This is a genomic window from Bacillus sp. FSL K6-3431 (assembly GCF_038002605.1).
GTDB lineage: Bacteria > Bacillota > Bacilli > Bacillales > Bacillaceae_C > Lederbergia.
Genome location: NZ_JBBOCT010000001.1, coordinates 3,159,602 through 3,179,886 on the forward strand (window position 1 = coordinate 3,159,602; position 20,285 = coordinate 3,179,886).

A 20,285-nucleotide genomic window follows, 5' to 3' on the forward strand; every position below is an offset into this window, starting at 1 on the left:
AAAAAACAAGAACCATTTGGGGTTCTTCACCCCCACTAAATTTATAGAATCTGTCATCTCTTATGCTTAGATGTGAGCCCCCTCTTCCATCTAGGCATAAGAGATGACATGATTCTGAGAGTTACCAATAAAAATATATGCATACTATTCCTTCTTTCACATCCCTCTATGAGTATGGCTCTTACTCTTTTTCTATTCTTTTTGATTTCTAAAATAGTGTAGAAAGTCGCTCGGAAGGGATTTCGTGTATCTTTTGAACACTTTAATAAAATATCTATAGTTGCTAAAACCAACATCTAGAGCAACCGTTGATATCTTATCATCTCCCACACTGATAATCTCGATTGCCTTTTGAATACGATAACGATTTAAAAGTTCGTTGAATGTATAGGTTGTACTTTCTTTAATCTTATTATTTATGTACGTTGCACTCATTTCGAGTCTATCTACCAAATCATCCATACTAATTTTTTGGGGGTAGTTTTCCTGGATATATTCGATTATTTGTTTTACATGTATAGATTTATGATTTGTCGCATTCAAGACATCTAAATTTAGTACGTTTAACTTATCAAGTGTAGCAACTTTATTTTGTATTAGTTGATATTGTTTTATTAAAGTAACCGATTCTTTTGCACTTTCTACCGCTTCAAATAGTTCAGCATGGTTGACAGGTTTTAATAAATACTCGGTCACTTTAAACTCTATCGCTCTTTTAGCATAAGCAAAGTCTTCGTAACCAGACAGGATAATCGTGCTAAAAATATGTTTTCCGTTATTATCCTCCAACAACTCTATGCCAGTTTTTAACGGCATGTTTATATCGAGTAATACGATGTCTGGTGAAAGCTCCGCTATTTTTTCAAGACCTTCTACCCCGTTGCCCGCTTCACCTACTACAACACAATCCAAACTGAGCCAGTCCACCATATATTTCAAACCATCACGGATCATATCTTCATCTTCTACAATTAAGACTTTATACATCCACATCGGCTCCTCTGTTATATGGTATTTTTATATCCACCCTAGTTTCTTTGCCATTTACGCTGTCAATCGATAATCCATAACCTTCACCATATTGAAGAGCAATTCTTCGATGGGTATTATATAGGCCTATTCCATCATCCCCATTAATCCTTTCTGCGACAAGAAGTTGTATTCTAATTTCATGGATTTTTTCTGCGTCGATCCCGCCTCCATTATCAATCACTGTAAATATGATTTCATCTTCTATTATCTTACCTCTGATCGTAATATGAAGATCCATTCGCTTGCTATATCCATACTTGATAGCATTTTCAATTAATGGCTGCAATAGTAATTTCGGGACGAGTATTTTCTTTATCTCAGCATCCACATTAATATTATATTCGAGGCGACCATTAAATCTATATTTATGTAATTTCAGGTAATCAATAATATAATCTAAATCTTTTTCAAATGGAACATTTTTCACGTCATTATTAATGCTATAACGTAATAAACGAGATAATGAGAAGATAATCTCTTGGGCTTTTTCTATATTGACATACATCGTATATCTCAATGTTTCTAATACATTAAATATAAAGTGTGGATTAAATTGGCTTTGAAGCAGTTTTATTTCATTGATTCTTCTAATATTAGATAACTCTTTATTTTTTGAAATTAATTCATTTAAATGATCCAACATCGAATTATATTGGTTTGCAAGAACTTCAAATTCATCTCCAGTATTAATTTTCACATAGGATTTCATATCACCCTTTTCCAAACGTGAAACCGCAGTAACTAACTTTTCAATGGATTGAACATTTTTCGTTGACATTTTCTCCGCTAAATTTCGCAGTAAAAAATACAACATACCACTAGTTACTAAAATGAATATAATATATAGAACAATAATTAGACTTCCATTTTTAACATTTTTCAATGTATAGATAGTAAATAATTCATTTGATGTTTGAATTCTTTTCATAAAATAAATCTCATCTATTATTTTGAAACGTGAATTTGCAATTCTTTCGGGACTGAATTTGTTCATTAGCCCTTTCACGATGCTGTTTGTCGAAATAATAATATGATCATATTTATCTGTAATAACAACAATATCCGCTTTTTCTCCAAAGATAAGACGCTGTAAATCCTCTTCATAAAGCTGATAAATCAAATATCCAATAATATGACCGTCTTCTTTTACAGCTTTTCCAAAATTGAAAACTGTTGTTTTCCCGTGAGTATATTGCATTTGTTTAGCCTCTAATAAGAGATTATCAGGACTTTTTTTTATGCTTGGAATGATCTCGTGTAAAATCTCATTATCTAATTCACTCTTTGAGACTGAAGAAGATGCCAAAAGAACATTTCGGTTATCCACCAAGTGAAAGACACTTTTAATATCTTGACGATTATTAAAGTTATAAAATTCCTCATAAACAAGATGATTATTACGTTTTGTATTTATATTATCAATAACGGTCGGTAACGCTGACATGCGTTCGATCTCTTTTTCGTATATCTTATATATTTTCATCATTTCATTTTCAACATTATTTGCTGATTTATTTGCATCATGAACGACCTTTATTTTAAAAATAAATACCGTAAACAAACAAAATAAAATCATAATCACCAAAATAGGGATGACCGTATACTTTAAAAAAAGAGATTTTGTCGATTCTTTAAAATTTCCTTTTTTAGTTTCCAGCATACAATCACCCCTTTTTTACTCATAGTATTTTTTATTGAGTATCTTAATTATACTATGGAAAGAGAGAGTATTTAACTTTAAAATTAGATAGCAACTTCCTTCTTCCCTGTCAGTTTAAAGAAAAGCAGCAATGAAATTATGGTAATTACCATTAGTATCGTTGATAATGCAGCCGCTATTCCATAGTTACCTCTGATAACCTCCGTGTAAACAGCGATTGTCATTGTTTTCGTTCTTGCTGTGTATAATATAATAGATGTACTTAACTCACTAATAATTGTAACCCAGCTTAGGATCGCCCCTGAAATAACCCCTGGTAACATCATTGGTAAGGTGATTTTGAAAAATGTTTTTATGTTCGATGCTCCCAAGCTTGCGGCTGCTTCTTCCACACTAGGACTGATTTGATGAACGATTGCAGCACTAGAACGTATCGTATAAGGTAGCCTTCGAATCACAAATGAGATTATTATTATTGCTGCAGTTCCACTTAACAAGAATGGTTTACTATTAAATGCGAGTAACAAAGCAATACCCATTACAGAACCTGGGACAATATATGGGATCATTGAAATAATATCCAACCCGTTTGTGGCAGCATTTCTTCTTCTAACAGTGACATACCCTATGAGAATCGCAATTAATACAACGAAAAATAGGGCAATTAAACCAAGTATAAATGTATTATAAATTGCGTCACCTACACGACTAAATGCCATTCTAAAACTATCTAATGAATATCCTTTTACAAAAATACGTCCTGATGTTTTTAAAAAGGCAGTATACACAACATAAAGCTGCGGTAAAAATGCAAATGCCAGGAATCCATAAACATATATGTGTGCAAAAATATTTTTTAATCCTTTTTCCTGTTTCTCTTTAATTGGGCGTAACGCACTCATTGAAAATGATTGTTTATTAGAGATATATTTTTGTAAAAGGAAAATAGTTAACGCAATAATGATGACAATGACACTAATTGCCGCAGCAAATCCATCATTACCGCCCATTTCGCTAATAAATTCATTGAAAATAAGAACAGGTAACGTCTGGAATCCTTCACCGATTAACATAGGCGTTCCAAAGTCTGCCAAAGCTCTCATAAACACCATTAATGCACCAGCTAGCAATGTTGGAATAATCAGTGGCATAACAACCTTCATCATCTTTTTGATACCCGTGTATCCCATGCTCTCGGCAGCTTCTAGTAGTGAGCTATCAATACTTTTAAAGGCCCCCATTAAGAACATATAAACCAATGGAGTCAATTGTAATGTAAGTACGACTAAAATTCCTGTAAATCCATAAATATCTGGTGTGTTAATCCGGAAAATATCACTCATAAAATTCGTTACAACACCATTTCTTCCTAATAATAAAATCCAAGAGTATGCGCCAATAAACGGCGGGGCCATGGAAGAAATAAGAATAATGATTTGTATATATATTTTTCCCTTCATTTTGAATGTAGTCATAATATACGCAAGTGGGGTCGCAATAAATACGGCTGCAATGGTTACGGCTATTGTCACTTTAAAACTATTAAAAAGTGCACCATAATAATACTTTTTACCAAAGAATTGGAAAAAATATTCTAGCGATAATTTGCCTTCTTCTCCACCTGTAAAGCTCTCCTTCAGCAATGCAATCAAGGGGAAAACAAGTACGAGGGCATATAGCACAATTATTCCTAAAGTAATATACGACCATATATCTCTTCTTTTATTCCAATTAGACGCCATTGGTAACACCCTCTATAAGGTTAATTTCACTCTCATAATCAAATATATTAATTTTTTCTCTTTGCACTCGAAGCCTTACTTTCGTTCCGGGTTCAATCGCTTCCCCAATCGTTGACTCCTGGATTACTTCTACTTTTTCTCCATTATTCAACTCAACAAAATAATGATTGTTTAAACCTAAAAACACATTATCTAAAACTTTCGCTTCAATGCCTTCTTCATGATCTTTATCTAGCATAAATTCTTCTGGACGTACGGAAAGCTTCACAGGCACACTACCTTTATCTTTCGGTATCACTATATTCGTAACATCTACAGAATAGTTTTCATCAAACACTAACGTATACTTTCCATTTTTAATATCGATATTTCTTTCCATAATATTTGTACGACCAATAAAACTTGCGACGAATGTATTTACTGGTCGTTGATAAATTGTTTGTGGCGTACCAAGCTGTTGAATAGTACCTAAATTCATTACTGCAATCCGATCAGAAACAGCCATTGCTTCTTCCTGATCATGTGTAACATAAACAGTTGTTATCCCAACTTTCCTCTGAATATCCTTAATTGCATTACGCATATCTACTCGTAATTTCGCATCTAGGTTAGAAAGGGGCTCATCCATTAATAATACGCTTGGTTGGATTACAATCGCACGGGCCAATGCTACCCTTTGCTGTTGACCACCAGATAAGTTTTCTGGTAAACGATCTGCAAATTGTTTTATTTGAACGATATCCAACATCTCTGAAACTCTTTTTTCAATAACCTCTTTAGCTAATTTTCTATTTCCAAGACCAAAAGCTACATTTTTCTTAACAGTTAAATGTGGAAATATCGCATAATTTTGAAAAACCATCCCGATATTTCGATGTTGTGGAGGGATATGATTGATAACTTTATCACCAAAAGATATTTCCCCTCCTTCAATACTATTGAATCCAGCAACCATCCTTAATAAAGTAGTTTTACCACAACCCGAAGGTCCAAGCAGGGTGAAAAATTCACCCTGCTTGATATCAAAAGATAGTCCTGGAATAACTGTGACGTCGTTGTATTTTTTTACAACATTTTTAAAATTGATTGAAATACTCACGGCTACCCCTCTTTCCTTTGTTCTTATTGTGCACTTGTAAAAACATCAATGTATTGTTCAACAAGTTGATCTCTGTTGTCTTTTACATAATCCTCATCTTCTAAGATAATATTAATATCTTCAAGCGGAGTCATATGTTCGCCAAGTTTTACATCTTTTCTTAAAGGTCTATTTGTAAGCTTCGTTCCGAAAGCATCTTGTGCATCCTTAGAGATAATAAAGTCAACAAACTTTTTTGCATTATCCAGATTTTTAGCACCTTTGACAATTTCTACTCCCGCATCTAAAAATACAGAACCCTCTTTTGGATAGACAATTTTAACTGGAGCTCCATCTCTCACATAGCTTGCTGACGGATCTTCATACGTTAAACCAACAACATATTCACCATCTGCCACACCTTTATGAACAGCACCTGAACCACTTGTAACTTTACCATCTAAATTTTTTATAAGTGCTGTTACATAATCCCAGCCTTTATCGGCTGTATAGTCGCCACCCATTGCCAATAGCATATTCGTTAATTGTGCAAAAGCGGAGCTAGAGCTTGCTGGATCCGCAGAAGCAATTTTACCTTTAAGTTCTGGATTTAATAAATCCTCATATCCTTCAACTTTTATATCTCCAATTAAATCTGTGTTTACCAAAATCACACTGCCATCCGCAATATATGGTGTTAAAAATCCTTCGGTATTTTTGTGATCGTCTAGCATATCATCATTGTTTTTTGATACATACCTTTCAAATAATTCCGGATAACCTAAAGCCTGTGCTTTACTACCACCAAACATGACATCTGCATATGGATTTTCCGTCTCTGAGGAGATTCGTTTAATCAATTCCCCTGTACCTGCAGAAATAAGTTCTACTTTGATTCCTGTTTCTTTCTCAAACATTGGAATAATCGTATTTACGATATCCTCACTGTTAGGAGAATAAATAACTAACTTGTCTTCACTAGCACTTTCTTTACCTCCACAAGCTACTAAGAATAAGGTTAGACCTAATATCATTACTAAACTAAATACTTTTCTCATTGTAAATCCCCCCATTTTTATAATTGAATGCCTATATGTCAATTATATTCTGACGGAAAACGTTTACAATAGTACTTTTAAACACAATTGTCTACTTTTGAAAACTAACGATGAAAGGGTATGTGGTCAAGTCGGAGATAATCGTGGAGAATAAAAAATGGCGATGATAAAACATGTAACACCCGCCCCCTAATTATAAATCAAAAATAATATGGGGGACAGGCATTAGAAGTCTATATATTAACCCTCTGCAGAAAATGACTCGTAAAACACTGTATCTTTTCTATTTAGCATTTTTTTCTCTTTAGGATTCTCTGCAGGAAAACCTAGACCTAATATAGCAACAATTCGTCTGTCTGGCGGAATGTTAAGTGCTTCCCGTGCATATGTCTCACGAATGCATGATTCTTTCTCATCTTCTGAATGATATATGGCACCAAATCCAAGACCAACACCCAGATCTGTTGCAGCCAGCCAAATAAAGCCTGAAGCAATAGATGCATCTTGAAGCCAGTATTTACTAATATCTGGCCGACCAGTAATAACTATTGCCGCTTGTGCGGTGGACATCCATTTCATAAATGGCGTCGTTTTTCCCAAATGATTTAGCATTTCACTGTTTTCGACAATAATAAATTCTCGAGAAAGTAAATTATTCCCGGAAGGTGCGTTGTATGCAGCATCAACAATTTCTTCCAAAACCTCTTTAGAATATCCGCTTCTCTTGAAAACTAGTAATCTCACGTCTCAATTGAATAGCTTCATAAACAGACAAATGAATCCCTCCTTTGGTACACTTTAATTATACCCGAATACTAGGAATTAAATGAGGATTTTACATCATATTTCTGATTGTCAGTATATTCGAGGCTTTTTAGTGATGCATATTATTGTAGAAGGAATAGATTAAATAGGCGTTTATCATAGGATGAAACTTAACTCTTTGGTAGGAGATACAATTGCCTATTCATCGCCCTAATATGAATAGCTGTCATATTAGGGCTTTTAAGTAATTGACAACTTTCTTGTCTAGATATGTTCTGTGACGGCTATTGTGTAACAAAGGTACCTTAGCCGTAATGGATTTTTCTTTTTTTCTTATTGTCTAGCTCTAGGCACTAGGACGGTGCCTGGAGCTAGATGGCTTACTGTGTTTCCTTTTATCATATCAGAATACTTCTAGTTTGTACGTCGGCCAAACAGACGCCCTACGCTTATCTTATTTCATTACCGAATCAATTGTGATCCATACATCACGTTTCTTTAATGCCTTTTTTCCCGCCTCGATTAGTGCCATAATCTCCAAGGTTTCATCTTTCGGTACAGGAGATTCCCCTGTTTCAAAGAAATGTAGGATTACATCTATTAATCTTGGAAACATATCAGAACATGCCGGTATCCATATTCCTTCTCCATTGTTTAATTGTAAGTTCATTTGAAATGGCATGTGCTGCATCTGAGAAAACGATGCTTGACGGCCATCCTCATATTCAATCATCAATAATCTACTATGATTTGCTGACAAACTTTTCATTCGTTTCGCCCCGATACCCATCTGAGAAGTAATCAATTCATATTGATGAACCGAATAATTCTCATACGTACCAGGCCCTGTTGTTGAAACATATTCTAGCGCCTCATGACTAACCTCATTATTCGGATAGTCTGACAGTTCTTTTGCAAAACGTAACGCAGAACTCGAAAATAACGGGGTGTCATGCTTATCGGCTAGCTCGAACATCCGTATTCCGAAGCCAAATCCGGAGAGAAAGTCTTATCTATATAGACCGGTTTTCCCGACATAAGCGGGAGACGCGCAAGTCGCTCATGGTGTTCAGGATGATCGGGGGAGAGGACCATAATACAGTCTGATTTCTCTACAAGCTGTTCGATTGAAGAAAGAGCCTGAACCTGGTTTTGACTACACCAACTTGCTGTATCTAAGCTATTTGGATTTGGTTGATCAACCTCTGCCCATGCATAGACCACATCATAATTTCGCTGAGCCGCCTTGGCGTTCTCCTTGATCCATGCAGGATAATTATTCGCATGCCATTCATCGAGGTAATAATCAATGAACCCTATTCTCTTCATAACTCGACTTCTTTACCTCTTTCAGCAGATGTATAAATAGCTTCCATCACTTCGGAAGTGACTATCACATTGTCGATATTCGATCTGCCTTTTTTCTGCTTCGTCAACGATTGAATAAATCCATTCACTTCCTCATAGAACATATCTGCTGTCGAGTAAGATGGCGTTGTTTCATATAGAGTTCCATTTTTTGCAGAATACACTTTGAAGTTACCTCCATATTGAAGCTTAACCCCAGCCTTATCTCCAATAAATTCTATAAACATAGCCGATTCTCCAATATTTTGTGCCCACGCCCCGTTTAGACTAATCGTTGGTCCTGTCGTCCGTACCAGACCCGTAACGAAGTCCTCTACATCATAGGTTCCATCATAGTCAGGTGGACCGGCCCACATGTCAGTGTATGTATAATCTTTCATATCCTTTGCCAATTCACTATGAACGGCACCAGACACTGTCAAAACTTCCGGTTGATTTAAACTGTAAAAAATCAAATCAAGAAAGTGGACACCCCAGTCAATCAATACCCCGCCACCTGCTTTTTCCTTGGTTGTAAACGGTCCTCCAAGTCCAGGGATCGAGCGGTGTGAACGGAAAGAACAATATACATGATAAACCTTGCCAAGCTCGCCATCATCAATCATTTGTTTGATCTTATTGACCGCTGTATTATATCGGTTGACAACGCCAATATTGAGAATCCTGTCGTTTCGATCTGCAGCCGCTTTCATTTCATTAACTTCCTTCATATTCATCGCAGCCGGCTTCTCACAGAGCACATGTTTCCCAGCATTCAAGCACTCAATCGCGATTGGAGCATGTGTATCATTTGGTGTACAAATGGATACCGCCACAATTTCCTCGTCTTGCAGTACCTTTCTGAAATCTGCCTCTGTATAAGGGACACCATACGTTTCCGCTTTCTCGATTGCACGTTCTTGCTTTATATCCACAAGATACTTAATTTCTGTTAAAGGATTGTCCACGTAAGATTTAATATGACTACTAGAAATTGTTCCACAACCAATAACTGCTACTTTTACTTTTGTCATTTTAAATTTACCTCCAATATGTTGTTTGGTATTTATCCTTAAAATATAGATAATTCTAAAAGCAAAACACGCAAAACTTTATGTACATTTTAAATATATTATTCTCTATATTATATGTACTTCCTCTTTTTGTAAAGACGGAATTCGGACAATTTAGAACCTTCTTAACAACCCTATTGCTATAAAAAATTGTCAAAACTGCAGGATTTATCACCTATAACTAACAGAGCCTGGCATCTCAAGTTTCTGGAAGGTCTTGCAGATTGTATTGACGTTCATGGTCATTGTTCCGTCACTCATGACTGCATTTTCCATGTTGCTACATTTGAAATTGCTGGGAGAAAAAAAGGCGGAAGTGGATTATTTGACTGGTTTCCTCAACTGCCGTGGAAAGATGTTCGCTTCACATCGATTTTTATTGCTATGTTATTTTTCATTCCTGGTGGAGCAGGCGGGATTATCAATGCAAGCTTTCAGTTGAATGAACTTGTGCATAATACGCTTTGGATTGTTGGACATTTCCATATTACAGTCGGAACCCCAGTAGCGATGACTTTCATGGGAATCTCATTTTGGCTTGTTCCTTATTTGTCAGGTAGGAGGTTTACAAAATCTCTACAGAAACTTGCATTCATTCAAATTCTTACTTGGCCCATTGGTATGCTGCTAATGTCTGCACAGCACATTTTAGGACTGCTTGGGGCGCCGCGCAGAACAGCATATGCAGGATATAACGGGCATCCGTCTGCACTGGAATGGTTTGAAGGACTTTTAGCCAATCATGTCACGATGGCTGTTGAGGGAACAATCTTATTCTTCTCTGCGATGCTCTTAATCTATATCATAATTAATCTTATGTTTTTTGCTCCAAAAGCAACATTGCCAGGAAGTTGAAGCATTTCCAATTGCGGAAAGTGATACATCGCATACACCGAAGTTTTTGGAAAACTGGTGGCCTTTGGATTGGCCTTGCAGTCGCCCTTATTGCCATGGCATATGCAATCCCACTAAACGATATGATTCAACATTCGTCCCCTGGTTCGCGCGGGTTTATCACTCGGTAGGAGATGATGAATATGTTCTTAGCTATTTTAGCAATGTTAATAGTGATTACCGTTGAAATTAATACACTTGATTATGATTGAAACAATAGAAAGTCGGAAATCAAGTATATGAAGTCCGACTTTCTGTTACTTTTTAGAGTTTCAAAAGCTCACTATCAATGGTTCCATAATAATCCTTTTCCTTAAATCTTTTTCTGTCACCAACAATATAGAACTCCTTTTTTGCTCTTGTTACAGCAACATTGATCAAATTGGGCTTTGAACAAGACCATTGGGCGGCACCATCGGATTGATCATCTGTTCCACAAATAAAGTATACGATATTCGCTTCTTTGCCCTGGAAAGTATGCACGGTACCAATTGACTTTTTCACCCAATCTTCCACTGTCTTTTTATTAAATCCGGCCCCTATCAAACTCTTTTTAACTATTTTCATTGTTTCGTTTTTCACAGCCGAAAATGGCGTGATAATATAAACATTTGGAAGTTTTCCGGCTGATGATTTCCCCCAATATTCTACCATTTTTTTCGCCACATATTCTCCTTGCTCAGCTACATATTGATCTTTTTTCGTTTTTCCTTTGATATCAAACCAGTCACCTTTACCGGCCCCATCTTCAGCGTTCACCATTTTGGAGTTATAGGCTATCTTATTAGCGATATTAAACATTAGATTCATACATCTTCTATGTACCCACAGTGGCGTGCCAATCCATTCTTTCTCTTTATACATTCCATATGAGTTTGCATGGTCAGCTAAAACCTGAACAGAAGCTGATAATCCAACAAACTTTTCATCTACATCGAATTGTTTTCTAATATCAGACAATATTGTTTGGTCTGTAGTTACTACCGGCTCAATTTGGATCGGATCTCCAACAGCTACTACACGATTTGCTCTCCATATCGCACCAACAGCTTGTTGTGGACTAGCCTGGCCTGCTTCATCTATAAATAAATAACCAATACTATCCTTTCCTATTCCTTTAAACATTGAACCGAGGCTGGCAAAGGTAGTACTTGTAACCGGCGTAATTAGATGAATCGTTTGCCACATATGATCAAGTAGATGTAAGTTTTCTTTAATATTCATATCTACTGATTTTCGATTCACTAATATACTTAACATAGATTTAAGCGGCTTATGATTAATTGCATTAAAGATTTTATGTATATTTAACGCTTTAATAAATAATAATCCTCTTTCGAACAATAAATCATCTGTTAACCAAGGTGTATTTTTTTGACGTTGATCATAATTCTCTTTAGCCCAATATTGTTCATTAGGTAATGTAATGTTCTGCTGTTGATACTTATCAAGGCTTTTCTCATATAATTTTAAATCACCAATAATCAATGCTAGTTGATTATTTCTTTCCTTAGCATCACTAACCAGTCTATCTTTCTCTTTCGCTAATCTTTCTATTTCTTCAATAATATGGAGTTTTTCCCCTTTGAGTTCTACCTTTTTAGGGCTTTCCTTACCAATCAATCTTCTTAAAATAGATTCCTTAGGAAGTAACTCTAACTTTTTATCTACAGTGTTTTTATCTACCTGTAATGATTCTATCTTAAGCTGTAATTCTTCGGTTGATTTTTTGATTGATTCCATTATATCTTCCAAGTCCGCTTTTTCAGTAAACTTGTTTTGACAATTATAAAAGTCATCATGGAATTTCTGTAAATCATCTTTCTTTCTATTAATTTTTGTAAGTAAATCATTAAATTCTTTTACCGCATTCTCCCAAGCATCAGAATCTAATGATTGATTATATTCTTCAAGTTCTTTAATGAAAGGAACATTACCGATATTTGCTTTCGATGTAAAAAGGGACCAAGCATAGTTATCAATGTTTGGGCCTCTGCCAAGTGCAGCGGAGAAAAGCCCCCAGTTTTCGTTTTCATTTATCTCCTTACCATTATTCTTTAACAATGATGACGCTTTACTAAATAAATTTAAAGATTCCATCTCTACTTTATAGCTATTTTCATACTCTTTATATGTATCTTCGGGATCTATTTCCCTAATAATTTGATCTCTCTCTGGTAACTCTTTCGATATATTTTCTACGGCTCCATTATTACTAGATGCAACAACAATCGAGTGATTTTGAAGTTTCTCATCCAAATGATAGCTTGTATAAGGAAATCCATTTAGGTTGATTTTCCCTACAGCTTCAAACGCTTTAGTTGGATCAGCAAATGTCGTCATTTGAACAGCTCTATTTACTACAATATTAGCAATAGCATCTTTTAATAAAGTTGTTTTACCTGTACCAGGAGGACCATTTACAGAATTAATTGGTTGATCATTATTTACAATTTGATTAACAGCTACTTGTTGCATTAACGATAATCGAAATTTAATAGGTGATGGCCATCTAGCAATAGGAAGATTTTTAGGTTGTAACACATCCTCCAGATACGCTTTGTTTTCATCGATATCTATTTTCTTATCCGTCCCTTTGATAAATTGCTCAAGTGATCGATTATAACTTTTTTCTGTGAGAATTGTTTCGATATCTTTTATGTAAAAACTAGTGAAATTCATACTTTCTTCTTGTTTATCTTTCCATATGTTTACTTCAACGTATGGCTGACGATCCCCGCCTAATAAAATTAAATACTCACCTAGACATAGCTTAAATTCTGCATAACTAGAATCGTTTACGCCATTTAAAAACAGACGGTTTGCTTCCTCACTTAACTTTTCAATTAAAAAATGGTACTTTTCGCTTAGATTTTTATAATCGATAGAACCGCCTTTTTCCATCTGAGATAAAACATAGATTACCTGCGGAATAAATAAAGAGTCTTTTATATACTGACCCTCTTTATCAACCTTGTACGAACATCCAAAAAGACGCGACATATCCTTATTAATGATTTCGTCCTCAATTTGATAATAGGATCTAAAGATCTGTAACATTTCATATTTTCGATGAATATGTGAATACACTGTAAACTCAATATTATTCTTATATTTCTCTTCAACACCTATTTCTTCAATATTTTCCCACGGTAGTTTATCAGTATCTAAAGGACCTATTTTAGGGATCTTTTTATTGTCTTTTAAAAATTTCTTCTCCATTGTATCTGTCAATTTAGGTAGTTCACTTGGTGTTAAAGTCTCTAACAAATGCCAGGACTGTAAAGCCTTTTCCACTAACATCTATGATCTCTCCCTCATAAAAATCCCTTATATTACGTTATTGTAATTAGTTTCCTATTACTTATAGTACCAAAATATAGAGTGTTCCGATAATAACTTGATAATGTAGCGATTCTCAAATCATTTCGTTCACCATTTCTATTCATTATAGGTTATTGTATTAGTGTAGATAAAATTGAGGGAGGCTTTTACGCATGAAATATAATCAAATTAAAAACACTGATTTAAACGTGTCTAATATTGTCATGGGGAATATGCGGTTACCACAGCTTTCAGTATCTGAAATTGAACGTTTAATTCGCTCGGCGATGGAAGAGGGCATTAACTTCTTTGATCATGCTGATATTTATGGTGGCGGACAGTGTGAAGAGTTATTTGCTGAGGCCATTCAAATGAATGCGAGTATCAGAGATAAAATGATTTTGCAAAGTAAATGTGGGATTAATAGTAAAGGAAACTATTTTGATTTCTCAAAAGAACATATTCTTTCATCTGTCGATGGAATTTTAAAGCGCTTAAATACAGAATATCTGGATATTTTACTACTCCATCGTCCAGATCCATTAATGGAACCTGAAGAAGTCGCAGAGGCATTTGATGAATTACATAACAGTGGAAAAGTAAGGTATTTTGGGGTATCGAACCAGAATCCGGCTCAGATTGAACTACTACAAAAGTATAATTCACATAAATTAGTAGTTAACCAGTTACAGTTAAGCATTGCACACACACCAATAATTGACTCAGGTATTGCCTTGAATATGAATATTGACCAATCTATTAACCGAGACAGTAGCATTTTGGAATATTGCCGTCTGAATGATATTACTATTCAAGCATGGTCACCATACCAAAATGGTTTCTTCAAAGGCCCGTTCCTTGGTGATGTCGAGAACTTCCCTGAGTTGAATGAAGTGATTGATAGTATTGCTGATAAATATGAAGTGACGAACACAGCAATCGCTACTGCATGGATTACTCGCCATCCTGCCAATATCCAAGTCGTGCTTGGAACAACGAATGCACAGCGATTGAAAGATGCTTGTAAGGGATCTGAAATCGCTTTGACGAGAGAAGAATGGTATCAAATTTATAAAGCTGCAGGGAATATCGTACCGTAAAATAGGCGGTATATGTGCCTTGTTAACATTTCTAGGGGGGCTAAAAAGTCATATAATTGGCTTTTTAGGGGCCCCTCTTAATTTTATTCTCATCGCGAAAAAGGCACGACCTGGTCATGGGACGCACTTCGATGTCCCCTCACTGCGAAAAAAGCAGGACTAGGGTAAATCGAACGTCTACCGATTTACCCTTACTGCAAAAAGAGCAGGACTAAGGTAAATCGAACGTCTACTGATTTCCCCTTACTGCAAAAAGAGCAGGACTAAGGTAAATCGAACGTCTACTGATTTCCCCTTACTGCAAAAAGAGCAGGACTAAGGTAAATCGAACGTCTACTGATTTCCCCTTACTCCAATCAACTTACATTTTATAAATTAGAGCAAGATGAAAAATCAACAGAAAGCCGTTTTACCGATTCTCCTGCTTATCGGACAGCTACTTTTTTATATTAACTATAAATATTTTTCATTAGTGGATAAAGCTTTAAATAGCGTTCATATGCATGATCGTATGTATCTTCTGTTTCCTTATTAGGAATATATCTATCTGCTTGATTACTTAATATGAATGTATGAACAAACTCAGAATATGACTTTACCCATCCTAAATGGAGAAAAGCAGATGATGCAGCACCATATGCCGGTAAAAGTTCCGTATTTCCAGGAACCCTTACCTCTTTTTGTGTAACATCTGCCAGTATTTGGCACCATACTTTGCTTTGTGCGCCTCCGCCAATGAGTGTAATGTTTCCATTTTCCTCATTCATTAGCATTTCCATGATTTGACGAAGTGATAGGCTGATACCTTCTAAAACCGCCCTAAGGAAATCTGGTGTTCTTGTGCTCGGTCCAATCCCCCAGAAAGCTCCTTTTGCTTCATTATCTATAACTGGACTACGCTCGCCATACATATATGGCAAACAGAGCAGACCATTTGCACCTGGCTCAGTTTCCATGACACATGCCTCATACAAGTCATAGTTTTCTTGGGCCAAAAAAGAGTGCATTGCCCAGCGATGAACATTCCCGACGTTAAGTAATGGTGCAATAGCGATATTAAGATTAGGGACCATATGTGCCAATGTAAAGATACCTGAAGGTTTTATAGTTGGATCAGCTGTAGGAACAGCCACCCAACCAGTTGTCCCCAAATACAAATAACAGTCTCCTTCGTTAATGGCACCTGCCCCAATCGTACTAGCACCCGCATCCCCAGATCCGCAAAGGACTGGCGTACCTTCAACAAACCCTGTTAGCTGTGATGCATAAGCTGAAACATTCCCGATAGATTTATCCGGTGCGGTTAATTGCGGTAGGTTTATATGATGAATACCAACCGTTTGCAAAAGATCGGGCTCCCACTGGCGTGTTTTCAGATTCATTAGTCCAGTAGTGGCACTTGTAATGTAATCCGATACAATTGCTCCTGTAAGTTTATAGAGAATATAATCTTTAGCACTAAAAACCACAGACCGTTGCTGCTTCCCAAACTCTAGGTCATTTTTCTGCATCCAAAGTAATTTTGCAAATGGGGTTGATGCTGCAATTTTATTTCCCGTTATCTTTTCCAGTTCAGGCAATTGTTCACGAATAATCTCTGCTTCGGCAGAAGCACGAGTATCCGAGTACAGAATTGCGCGTGTCGTTACTTGATTATCATTAATGATTATTACATCTTCCATTTGTCCACTAAAAGAAATGGCTTGGATATCTTCCGCCCGAATTCCTTGATCATTAAACCACTTATTCGTTATTATCTGGATTACTTTCCACCATTCCTCGGGGTTTTGTTCTAATTCACCATTTTCTCCAAAATTCGTATTAAGATTAATAGTATGCTCTGCAATATTTTGTCCTTCTCGCGTTAGCAGACATCCTTTAATTGCGGTCGTCCCCAAATCAAAAGCAGCGACACACTGCATAACTATTCCTCCTCGTGCAATATTTTTACTTTTGCCAACTCCTTGATGAACTCTGAAAGATGTTGCATATTTTGATCTTCAATGATCCGGACGATTTCGCTTCCGACTACAACACCTTCAAACCCGCTTTCAATTACTTCTTTTGCTAACTGGAGGTTTTTAACACCAAACCCGCCCATTAATACCGCATCAGTCAAGGTACGAATTTTATTATAAAAAAGTGGGAGTCCACTAAAATCAGGTGTTGCAGATCCAGTTTTCCCTTGATATAGCTGGCAATAAATAATATCAGCCTCTGCAATAGCCAATTTAAGATCTCCATTCGACATTGTATTGTTAATAACAGGAATAACAGATACATTTTGTTTTTGTAACTTTTGACGAAGTTGAAACATTTCCTGCAATGGAAGATCTGGAATAATTAGTCCATCGATCAAATTATCTCCTACCAACTTATTGTAAAGACCTGAAGCGATAATATCAGTATAATAACCCATGATCCATATCGGAGCAGGTACTTCATTTCTCAATGTTTTCAGAAAAGCCCTTATCTGCTCAACCTCACGAAAATGAGGATACGTCCTTGCATGACAACGTTTGATGACATCCCCTTCCATAAATGGATTCGGGCTTGGGATGCCAATTTCGACAGCATCGATACCTGATTTTACTGCCTCTTTAATGTATTGGACCGTTTCATTTGGCGTCGGATCTCCTCCAACGAAGTATCCTGTCAAAAATGGTACTTTCTTAGACTTCACTTGATGTATAATCTTCTGATGTTCTGCAATCATGCTTGTTCACGACCTAACTTCTGAATGATCAAAGCGAAAATAATAATGATTCCTGTAATTACATCTTGCATAAATGTAGGTATCTCAAGGATTGTTAAACCATTCGCCATAATACCGAGAATCGCAGCTCCAAACAGTGTACCAACTATGTTCGGGACACCACTTTTCATAACAGTCATGCCTAGAAATACAGCTGCATATGCATTAAGGAAGAAACCATTCCCACCTGTAGGATGTGCAGATCCTAATCTGGATGCTAGTAAAGCACCCGTCAATGCGGCAAGCATTCCACATAATGCAAAAGCAAGTGTTTTATATTTCTTAATTGGAATACCTGATACTTGTGAAGCGCGCATATTTCCTCCGATTGCATAAAAGCGCCTTCCTACTGCCATCTGGGACATGATAAACCAAAAAATAATAACAATAATAATCATAATAATCGATAAAAGCGGGATCTTTGCAATGCTCGTTTGTCCAATATATTTAAATCCATCAGGAATATTTTCAAAAATCGTAGCTCCACCTGTTAACCAAAACGTGAAACCACCGATAATCGTTCCCATTGCAAGTGTAGTGACAAACGATAACACATTAAATCTTGTAATAATTCCACCATTGATTAAACCGACGACGAAACCGACGACAACAGGAATTAATAGACATAAAATAATTGGTACACCTTCTGTTGCAAGCTTTGCGGAAATAACTCCACCCAAGCTCGCCATAGAACCAATGGATAGATCAAACTCGGTTACTGACATGACCAAAGTTGCACCAATTGCAATGATCACAAGAAATGAAATTTGCCTTGTGATATTGATCATATTATCAAAAGTAGCAAAGGATGATGGGCTCATTATGCTAAATATAATCACGATGAGGATTCCCGCTATAATTGTTCCATAAGCACTAATTAAACTTTTATAAGAAAATGAATGATTAGTTTTTTCAGTTTGTATATTCATAGCTGAGCTACCTCCTTTTGAAAACTGTAGCAAATATCCAATATATCGTTGGGCTGTAAGTTTATATTCGGTAAGTCTGCAACGGTTTTCCCTTCACTGAAGACAATGATTCGATCACTTATCTCCAAAATCTCATGCAAATCTGAGGAAACATATAGAACCCCTTTACCCTCTATAGCCTGTTCACGTAGAAAATTATGGATATCGTTACGTGTCATAATGTCGACCGCTTGAGTTGGTTCATCACAAATATAAATATCAGGGTTCGACAGTAATGCCTTGGCAAAAACAACCTTCTGTTGATTTCCACCACTTAGTTCAGCGATCGTCTGTTTTGAATCTACTGCTTTCACTTGAAATCGTTTCATTTCTTGATTTACACGCTTTTGCTCATCTTTTTTTTGCAATACACCATTTCTCGTAAACTGGTTAATAATTGGTAATGTCATATTTTCTGTAATTGTATTTTGCATAATAAGGGCATCATCATGTCGATTTTCAGGAATCAGAACCATTCCACTCTGTATCGAGTTACCCGGAGTCGGATTCTCCACCTTTTGTTGTTGGAAAAAGATGGTGCCATCTTTCATTTTCCGAAGCCCATAGATGGCTTCCATTGTTTCAGTTCTACCCGCTCCCGCTAGGCCATACACCCCGAGGATTTCTCCTGCCTTCAATTCAAAGTTTGCACTTTTCACCGTTTGATCAACAGTACTCAAATTCTCAATTTTAAGGACTGTTTCTCCTGTTGATGCATGATGCGTAATATCTGAAGCCGCCTTTGCCTGACCGTCAGTCATGTAATGGACAAGTTTTTCAATTGACAAATCCTCACGCTCGAGCGTCTTCATCCATTTTCCTCCCATAAGCACTGATACTCGATTAGATAAACGAATAACCTCTTCCAACCGATGGGATATATATATAATTGCGACACCTTCATCTCGCAAACGTTCGATAAATGTAAACAATAGCTCTGATTCCTTATCTGTTAAAGAGGCAGTTGGCTCGTCAAGAATAAGTAGCTTCGAATCATGCATCATTGCTCGGGCAATTTCTAGCATTGTCCGCTCAGACGGAGTCATGTTTGAAGCAGGAACTTTAAGGGGAAAGTTCATTCCCCATCTTTCAAGTAATTCCTTTGCTTCGTTCATCATTTTATTCCAATCGATACCCAATCCAAAAGCTTTATTTGGATAGGGTATACTCAAATATAAATTTTCAATTCCTGTGAAATAGGGAATCAGCTGGCGATCTTGGTGAATGACATTAATCCCTAATTGTTGTGCTTCTTTTGGGCTGTTCACTTGGACTTCCTGCCCATTCCAAATCAATCTTCCATCTGTTGGCTCGTACACGCCGGTCAATACTTTAATAAGTGTCGACTTACCCGCACCATTTTCGCCTACGAGTGCATGTACCTCGCCTGGTTCAATCGTTAGCGTAATTCCATCTAATGCTGTATTAACACCGAAGCTTTTTGTAAGATTTTCAATTTGAAGTAATGTCATATAGACCCCGCCTTTTT

The 20,285-nt window shown here is 36.4% G+C and carries 15 protein-coding genes and 1 pseudogene; 2 read left to right on the forward strand and 14 right to left on the reverse strand.

The features are described 5' to 3' along the window. Positions 1–192 precede the first annotated feature (192 nt). From MHB53_RS15360 to MHB53_RS15400, 9 genes are all read right to left on the reverse strand, one after another. A complete protein-coding gene (locus tag MHB53_RS15360) occupies positions 193–987 on the reverse strand; it encodes a response regulator transcription factor (RefSeq protein ID WP_340919901.1) in 795 nt (264 codons plus the stop codon). Then, a complete protein-coding gene (locus MHB53_RS15365) occupies positions 980–2,692 on the reverse strand; it encodes a sensor histidine kinase (protein WP_340919903.1) in 1,713 nt (570 codons plus the stop codon). Before MHB53_RS15365 ends, MHB53_RS15360 begins: the two co-directional genes overlap by 8 nt. Before the next feature lie 83 nt (positions 2,693–2,775). After that, positions 2,776–4,434 (reverse strand): ABC transporter permease, encoded by a 1,659-nt coding sequence (locus tag MHB53_RS15370; protein ID WP_340919906.1) that lies wholly within the window; start codon positions 4,432–4,434, stop codon positions 2,776–2,778. Further along, positions 4,424–5,533 carry an ABC transporter ATP-binding protein gene (locus tag MHB53_RS15375; RefSeq protein WP_340919908.1) on the reverse strand — a complete coding sequence of 370 codons (1,110 nt, stop codon included), beginning with the start codon at positions 5,531–5,533 and terminating at the stop codon, positions 4,424–4,426. Before MHB53_RS15375 ends, MHB53_RS15370 begins: the two co-directional genes overlap by 11 nt. Before the next feature lie 23 nt (positions 5,534–5,556). After that, entirely contained in the window at positions 5,557–6,570 is a 1,014-nt protein-coding gene (locus tag MHB53_RS15380) for an ABC transporter substrate-binding protein (protein WP_340919910.1), read from the reverse strand. A gap of 240 nt (positions 6,571–6,810) precedes the next feature. Beyond that, on the reverse strand, positions 6,811–7,269 hold the full coding sequence (locus MHB53_RS15385) for a nitroreductase family protein (RefSeq protein WP_340919912.1): 459 nt from the start codon (positions 7,267–7,269) through the stop codon (positions 6,811–6,813). 520 nt (positions 7,270–7,789) lie between these two features. Further along, positions 7,790–8,311, reverse strand: a complete 522-nt coding sequence (locus MHB53_RS15390) for a hypothetical protein (RefSeq protein WP_340919915.1) — start codon at positions 8,309–8,311, stop codon at positions 7,790–7,792. Next, positions 8,299–8,664 (reverse strand): hypothetical protein, encoded by a 366-nt coding sequence (locus MHB53_RS15395; RefSeq protein ID WP_340919917.1) that lies wholly within the window; start codon positions 8,662–8,664, stop codon positions 8,299–8,301. Before MHB53_RS15395 ends, MHB53_RS15390 begins: the two co-directional genes overlap by 13 nt. Then, on the reverse strand, positions 8,661–9,716 hold the full coding sequence (locus MHB53_RS15400) for a Gfo/Idh/MocA family protein (RefSeq protein WP_340919919.1): 1,056 nt from the start codon (positions 9,714–9,716) through the stop codon (positions 8,661–8,663). The genes MHB53_RS15395 and MHB53_RS15400 overlap by 4 nt, the downstream gene beginning before the upstream one ends. 220 nt (positions 9,717–9,936) lie before the next feature. Here MHB53_RS15400 and MHB53_RS15405 point away from each other — a divergent pair. Then, positions 9,937–10,780, forward strand: a pseudogene (locus MHB53_RS15405) (cbb3-type cytochrome c oxidase subunit I); the annotation flags it as partial. A gap of 133 nt (positions 10,781–10,913) precedes the next feature. Here the strand turns inward: MHB53_RS15405 and MHB53_RS15410 are convergent. Beyond that, positions 10,914–13,952 carry a DEAD/DEAH box helicase gene (locus tag MHB53_RS15410; RefSeq protein ID WP_340919921.1) on the reverse strand — a complete coding sequence of 1,013 codons (3,039 nt, stop codon included), beginning with the start codon at positions 13,950–13,952 and terminating at the stop codon, positions 10,914–10,916. A gap of 194 nt (positions 13,953–14,146) precedes the next feature. On the opposite strand from MHB53_RS15410, the gene MHB53_RS15415 reads away from it, so the two are divergent. Continuing rightward, the gene (locus MHB53_RS15415) at positions 14,147–15,073 is read left to right on the forward strand and encodes an aldo/keto reductase (RefSeq protein ID WP_340919924.1); all 927 of its coding nucleotides are present in this window, start codon (positions 14,147–14,149) and stop codon (positions 15,071–15,073) included. A gap of 449 nt (positions 15,074–15,522) precedes the next feature. On the opposite strand, the gene MHB53_RS15420 is transcribed toward MHB53_RS15415, so the two are convergent. The 4 genes from MHB53_RS15420 to MHB53_RS15435 are packed head-to-tail and all read right to left on the reverse strand — an operon-like array spanning position 15,523 to position 20,268. Continuing rightward, the gene (locus MHB53_RS15420) at positions 15,523–16,995 is read right to left on the reverse strand and encodes a xylulokinase (protein WP_340919926.1); all 1,473 of its coding nucleotides are present in this window, start codon (positions 16,993–16,995) and stop codon (positions 15,523–15,525) included. A 2-nt stretch (positions 16,996–16,997) separates the two neighbouring features. Further along, positions 16,998–17,789: a tryptophan synthase subunit alpha gene (gene trpA / locus MHB53_RS15425; RefSeq protein ID WP_340919928.1), complete on the reverse strand. Its 792-nt coding sequence runs from the start codon at positions 17,787–17,789 to the stop codon at positions 16,998–17,000. After that, positions 17,786–18,757 carry an ABC transporter permease gene (locus tag MHB53_RS15430; protein ID WP_340919930.1) on the reverse strand — a complete coding sequence of 324 codons (972 nt, stop codon included), beginning with the start codon at positions 18,755–18,757 and terminating at the stop codon, positions 17,786–17,788. Before MHB53_RS15430 ends, trpA begins: the two co-directional genes overlap by 4 nt. Then, complete coding sequence (locus MHB53_RS15435; RefSeq protein ID WP_340919932.1) at positions 18,754–20,268, reverse strand: sugar ABC transporter ATP-binding protein; 1,515 nt, start codon at positions 20,266–20,268, stop codon at positions 18,754–18,756. The genes MHB53_RS15430 and MHB53_RS15435 overlap by 4 nt, the downstream gene beginning before the upstream one ends. Between the last annotated feature and the right edge of the window lie 17 nt (positions 20,269–20,285).